The organism is Bacillus timonensis (assembly GCF_004799755.1).
Classification (GTDB): domain Bacteria; phylum Bacillota; class Bacilli; order Bacillales; family Bacillaceae_L; genus Ferdinandcohnia; species Ferdinandcohnia timonensis_A.
Genome location: NZ_SLUB01000106.1, coordinates 1 through 5,751, shown reverse-complemented (window position 1 = coordinate 5,751; position 5,751 = coordinate 1). Strand labels below are relative to the sequence as shown.

General features: G+C 33.6%; 7 protein-coding genes. 6 read left to right on the top strand and 1 reads right to left on the bottom strand.

The genetic code is table 11. The features are described 5' to 3' along the window. Positions 1–166 precede the first annotated feature (166 nt). The 4 genes from E1I69_RS23735 to E1I69_RS23720 all read left to right on the top strand — a co-directional run bounded on the left by E1I69_RS23735 (position 167) and on the right by E1I69_RS23720 (position 3,784). Positions 167–859: an SGNH/GDSL hydrolase family protein gene (locus tag E1I69_RS23735; RefSeq protein ID WP_136381973.1), complete on the top strand. Its 693-nt coding sequence runs from the start codon at positions 167–169 to the stop codon at positions 857–859. Positions 860–1,035: 176 nt separating this feature from the next. Continuing rightward, a complete protein-coding gene (locus E1I69_RS23730) occupies positions 1,036–2,142 on the top strand; it encodes a glycosyl hydrolase family 18 protein (protein ID WP_136381972.1) in 1,107 nt (368 codons plus the stop codon). 428 nt (positions 2,143–2,570) lie between these two features. Further along, positions 2,571–2,846 carry a hypothetical protein gene (locus E1I69_RS23725; protein ID WP_136381971.1) on the top strand — a complete coding sequence of 92 codons (276 nt, stop codon included), beginning with the start codon at positions 2,571–2,573 and terminating at the stop codon, positions 2,844–2,846. A gap of 350 nt (positions 2,847–3,196) precedes the next feature. Then, on the top strand, positions 3,197–3,784 hold the full coding sequence (locus E1I69_RS23720; RefSeq protein WP_136381970.1) for an HAD family hydrolase: 588 nt from the start codon (positions 3,197–3,199) through the stop codon (positions 3,782–3,784). A 90-nt stretch (positions 3,785–3,874) separates the two neighbouring features. Here the strand turns inward: E1I69_RS23720 and E1I69_RS23715 are convergent, their stop codons facing one another. Further along, positions 3,875–4,369, bottom strand: coding sequence for an SRPBCC family protein (locus E1I69_RS23715; RefSeq protein WP_207308605.1), 495 nt, complete (start codon positions 4,367–4,369; stop codon positions 3,875–3,877). 213 nt (positions 4,370–4,582) lie between these two features. On the opposite strand from E1I69_RS23715, the gene E1I69_RS23710 reads away from it, so the two are divergent. After that, on the top strand, positions 4,583–5,068 hold the full coding sequence (locus E1I69_RS23710; RefSeq protein WP_136381968.1) for an NUDIX hydrolase: 486 nt from the start codon (positions 4,583–4,585) through the stop codon (positions 5,066–5,068). A gap of 236 nt (positions 5,069–5,304) precedes the next feature. Next, a complete protein-coding gene (locus tag E1I69_RS23705) occupies positions 5,305–5,649 on the top strand; it encodes a GNAT family N-acetyltransferase (protein ID WP_242634692.1) in 345 nt (114 codons plus the stop codon). Positions 5,650–5,751 lie beyond the last annotated feature (102 nt).

The window sequence follows — 5,751 nt, the reverse complement described above, 5'->3', positions numbered from 1 at the left end:
ATCTAGATGTTAAAGAAGAGCAGATAGAAAAGGTAAGTAATGATGAGATTGAGAAACAATTAGAAGAAGATTTAAAACCGAAATAAGGGTGAAATAAGGTAAGCATGGTATTGCTATTTTTAATATAGTTATTTTATGAAGGCCATAAAAAAGGAGGATTTTTACAATGAAGATTGGACTAGTAGGTGATAGTTTAACAGAAGGTCGTCCGGGAGTATCTTTTGTGAACATTTTAAAAGAAAACTATTCAACTATTTCATTTGATAATCTCGGCAAACCAGGGGAGACGGTAAAAAGTTTGCATACACGTTTAACCAAAACAAAATTAGATTATGATCTAATTTTCCTTTGGATTGGAGTCAATGATGTTTATTCAAAATTGTTGAGAGTCCAAGCACAGCCTGTTGCAAACGATCCCGAGGAATTTAGGGAGTACTACAACATAGTATTAGAAATAGTTACTGCGTCTTCTATACACGTGGTAACAGTTTCGCCAGCCCTAGTGGGTGAAACTTTACAGAATGAATCAAATAAAGAAATTAAAAAATTATCCTCCATCATCGAATCCCTCTCTAAAAGTCATGTAAATGTAAGTTTTCTGGACATGCATTCCGCATTTGAGAAACACCTCTCTAAAGTAACTAGTTCAGATTACGTCAATATCAAAGTGATGAGAGTGATGCTTGATGTTCTCTTTTATAAAAATCCATCTAGCATCGACCGGATATCAAAAAAACGAGGACTTCACTTCACGTTAGACGGCATACATTTAAATAGTGCTGGTGCAGCCCTAGTTGCTGACGAATATTCGACTATGATAGATCGACTCCTATTCAACAATCACAAGTCCATTCAGTAATAAATACTTTTTTTAAAAAGGAGTAAGGTTAGTGAATCAGGCATAGTTTCTTAATCCACTATAAAACCGAACTACTCTTATTTCTGAAATCCTTTAAAGGGAGAGAGGACAATTCATGAATAAGAAACACCTTTTCTAATCAACTTAGTAATAACCAAATTAGAAGTAGGTGTAGTATGGAGAGGATTTATTTTCGAACATTCACGATTATTTCGTTAGTCATGTTTTTTTTATTATTATCATCATGTAGTCAGGTAAAAAGTGAGGAGGTACCAAAAATTGATAAAACTCCTCGTGAAGTGTTAGGTTTCTACACAGAACAGGAAGGAGTGTATCCAGGGTCTCAACCTACAGTTAACTCGCAATTTTCTAGTTTAAGCAGTATTGCTCCTTTTTGGTATAAGCTTGATGATAAACGTCCAGGCAATCTTATCGCTTCTGTTAAATCGGATCATAAACGAAAGGTTATTCAGAGTGCTCATGATAAAAACCTAAAGGTATATATGGTTGTACATAATCTCTTCTATGAAACCGTGGAGAAAGGAAAACAAGTAGCGGGTAATGTACTTAATAACGATAAAAACCGGGATATTTTCATTCAGAACCTTCGCAATGAAATAGCTCAGTTTAAATATGATGGTATCAATATCGACATGGAAAATTTGAATTTGACTGACAAAAATTCCTTTAGTCTGATGATAAAAGAATTGTCCGATGCTCTGCATCATGATGGAAAAGTAGTGACGGTTTCAGTCCCGGCAAACACTGGTGATTCCCGCGCCAATCCCTGGTCTGCGTGGTTTGATTACGAAAAACTTGGCCAATATGCGGATGGGTTAATGATTATGACCTACGATGAACACAACCCAAGAACAAAACCTGGTCCAACAGCATCAGTTGATTGGACAGAAGCAACGATTCGTTATGCCTTAAAACAGGAAGTACCACCATCAAAAATAATACTCGGTATCGCAGGTTATGGATGGGACTGGGATACAACTGCAGACAAAGCTGAATATAGCTCCTATGAACAGTTAATGGATCTGAAAGAAAAGTATAAAGCGAAAGTGATATGGGACTCCGATTCAAAAACACCTCATTTCAGTTACGTAGATAAAGAGCAACATAGCCACCAGGTATGGTTTGAGAATAGCAAGAGTCTTCGGTATAAGTTAGACCTTGTAGAAAAATATGACTTGAAAGGAATCGGGATTTGGCGTCTTGGTTTAGAAGACCCATCGTACTGGACGACCATACCTGAGATAATAGAGGTGAAAAAGTGATGGATTGATGTCCCGAATCTCGAATGTGTTCTGAAACAAGGGTTTATATAATTTTCAATACATTACAATACTTTCCCTTATTTTAACGGTGCGATGATCCAAGAAGGATTATCGCTTATTTTTTGTATAAAAGTGGAAGGATAGTTGAAGAGTGTCGTTAAACTTATATTCCGCGAACGGGCCATTTTCTGAGATAATATTTGATAAGTAAATTCGATAGTTTGAGGAGAATTATTCAATGAAGTATTTTGTAGAGATGACCATTGAGATGTAGTGGGCTATGCAAATGAATTAAAGAAACTATTACCTAGATTTTAAAAAAATTCATCAAATTTTTTAAAAAACCATTCATTTCATGATGGTAAGGTTGTTTCTCTTATACTATTGAATTAAGAAAATGGGAAAAGAAAGGACCCGACCAAAATTAATTGGGCATTGAGCAATATGAAGAAGGTGCGGGGATATATGAAATTCAGTGGTTAAACGTTCGTAAGTTTTTAATGGATTTTGATATTACAAGAAATGTTTACAGTAATCGGCCTAATGGAATTGTCTTCGGTGGAAGAAAAGGACTTGATGAGTGGGGATATGATGAAATCCTTCCGTTGAGTAAAAGGAAATTACAACATGAAATATTTTTATTTTCACAAACAAAAATATTTATACATTGTTCAGAAATAAAGATTAGAAAAATTAAAACTTAGAAAATAATAGAATCTTCTTCAACTACCATGAAAATTAACTTATTTGTCCTCGAAAAAAGACAGTACCAAAGAGAAAACGTCTCATGTGTTTAAAAAAATTGAGAAAGCTGCAAATCATGGATATGGATTGGTCGACGGGTTCAAGGTCAGTATCAGTATTGACACATCCTAACTATTTTCATTCTCTGTGGTGAAAGCATGGTTTGTGCACTTCTTGGATGGGTAACGGGTACATTTATCTAGTCAGGATTCACAGCCTTTTTTTGAACATTAATTAACAAACTGGCAGGTTAGTAAAAAAAACTGTAATCAAATTTAGAGGCATATTTTTGGAAAGGTGAAACAAAAGAATGATTGGGAAACCTAATTTAATTTTAGATATAGCTGGAGTAATTGCAACGAATTTTTCACCGATATTTTGGAAGGATTTATCTTCAAAATTTAATGCTTCTTATGATGACCTCATTAAGTTCAGAAAGGACATTCGTGAGGAACTATGGACTGGAAAGATCGAGGAACAAGAATTTTGGGATAGATTACTAAAAAAATTCCCAACAATCGATATAGCATATGCCAGAAGTAAATTACTAACGACTATAAAACCATTACCTACACTTGAACAAATTCCAATATGGAGTAAATCTGCAAAAATACATTTATTAAGTAATCACCGTATAGAATGGGTGAAACACATAATTGATCCTGTGCAAGATTACATAAGAAGTATAACCATTTCTGGGGATGTGGGATTTTGTAAACCCCAACTTGATATTTATATAAGGGTTAATTCAATTCTCGATAATAAAAAGAATGTTTTATTCGTTGATGACCAAGAGAAAAACCTAATAGTAGCAAGGAATTTGGGGTGGACTACCTTACTTGCTGATAAAGAGGGTAAATGGATTAAAGAAGTAACTCAACGATTGTTTTCTTATTAATGGTGCCGTTTAATTAAATTTGGATTTTTCAAAAGTAAGAATAAAACCATCTATTAATTTCGAAACAATAGATGGTTTGTGCAGTTTAGTTTATTTTATAGGTTGGCAACATAAACTACCTTCACCCTTTTCAAGAGCAGACTTTAAGCTGCTTAGAACACCTGACCAAGCCATTTGATGCCATTCAAATGCTTCTTTCCAAATGTTATCTTCTTTAAATCCTGAATGCTCAACAATCACTTTTGTAGTTTCGGTATCAACTTGTTCAAAGCTAACATTTACAGTAGTTAATTCATTTTCACTATTCATAATAGAGTCAAATTGATCTGGGCCTTTCCAAGTGAATCGTAATTCTTTTTCTTCAACAAGTTTAATAATCTTGCATTCTTTAGTATTCATTTCATTTGTATTTCCAGGAATAAAATAAAGTTCGTAAGCCCCACCTTCTATAGCTTCTATGAATGCTTCAGGTGCAAACCATTCTGAAACTCGTTCAGAAATTGTCCAAGCGTACCAGACTAAATGTAAGGGGGCATTAATTGTAACCTTATTAATAATGGTTCTATCATTTGTAGTGATTGTCAAAACAATTCCTCCTTTTGGAAATATTTTCATTTGTAGAATACCATTAATAGAAAGTTGAATAAAGAATTTTCTGATACATTTTCAAAAAGATTGTGATAATCTGTACTTAAAGGAAAATGTACGTTTCTATAATATGCGGGAACGCTTTTTCACTCTCGTTGCAGACTACGGATTCCAGAATTGTTATTAAAAAAGAGTTTTGGAGGTGATTATTTGGAGGTTTGGGATATTTACAATAAAAATAGAAATAAAACAAATAAAACTCATGTACGTGGAAATCCGTTAGAAAATGGTGATTATCATATAGTTGTCCATGTTTGGATCATGAATAAAATGGGTGAGATCGTTTTAACGAAAAGACATCCAAATAAACCTTATCCTAACCTGTGGGAATGTCCTGGTGGCTCCATATTATCAGGTGAAAACAGCCTCGAAGGTGCTGTAAGAGAAGTGAAGGAAGAAATTAGCATCACCTTGGTTAAGTCTAATGGAAAGCTGATTAGAAGCGAGCGCAGGGATGTTTTTAATGATTTTTATGATATATGGCTTTTTAATCAGAACTTTGATATCACAGAAACCGTTCTTCAAAAAGATGAAGTCAGCGATATAAAATGGGTTACAAAGACTGAACTGGAATACATGTATGATTCTAGTTGCATTGTACCAACTCTAAGCTATTTTAAAGATATATTTCAATAAATTTTTCTTTAACCAACAGGGTTAGTAAGATTATCAGTATAGCTAAGACAATTTTCTTTTACACAAATGAGGTTTATTAGTGTGAGAAGGAAAATTATCGGTACTTACCTAAAGATAAACAAGTATATAAACCATAGGAGATTTGAAAAATGGAAATTAGGGAAGCAACAGTAAATGATATTGAGGAATTAACTTCACTGGTGGATTGACTTGGTTATCCTACTACAATTGAAAAAATGAAAAAACGTTTTATTAAAATTAAATCAAGTCCTGATTATCAAACTTTATTAGCTTCTTATGATGGCAAAATAGTTGGGATGATTGGAATGGTTAAGGGATATTATTATGAGTTTGATGGCTTCTATGTTCGTATTTTAGCCCTTGTAGTAGATTCTAATTATCGTAATAAAGGGATAGGAAAAAAAATTTTAGAAGAAGCAGAGTATTGGGCAAGAACAATTGGGGCGATTGGAATCGGTTTAAATAGCGGAAACCGAACAGAAAGAATGAAGGCACATAAATTTTATAAAAATATGGGTTATGTGGAAAAAAGTATAGGATTTGCAAAGAGTCTAATCTAAATTATCTAAAGGGCTTATTTTAAAAAAAGAGATGTTATGTAGAAGATTAACATGTCCAATATTTCGCTTGGGTAGAACATGAACTGTCTCTTATACACATCT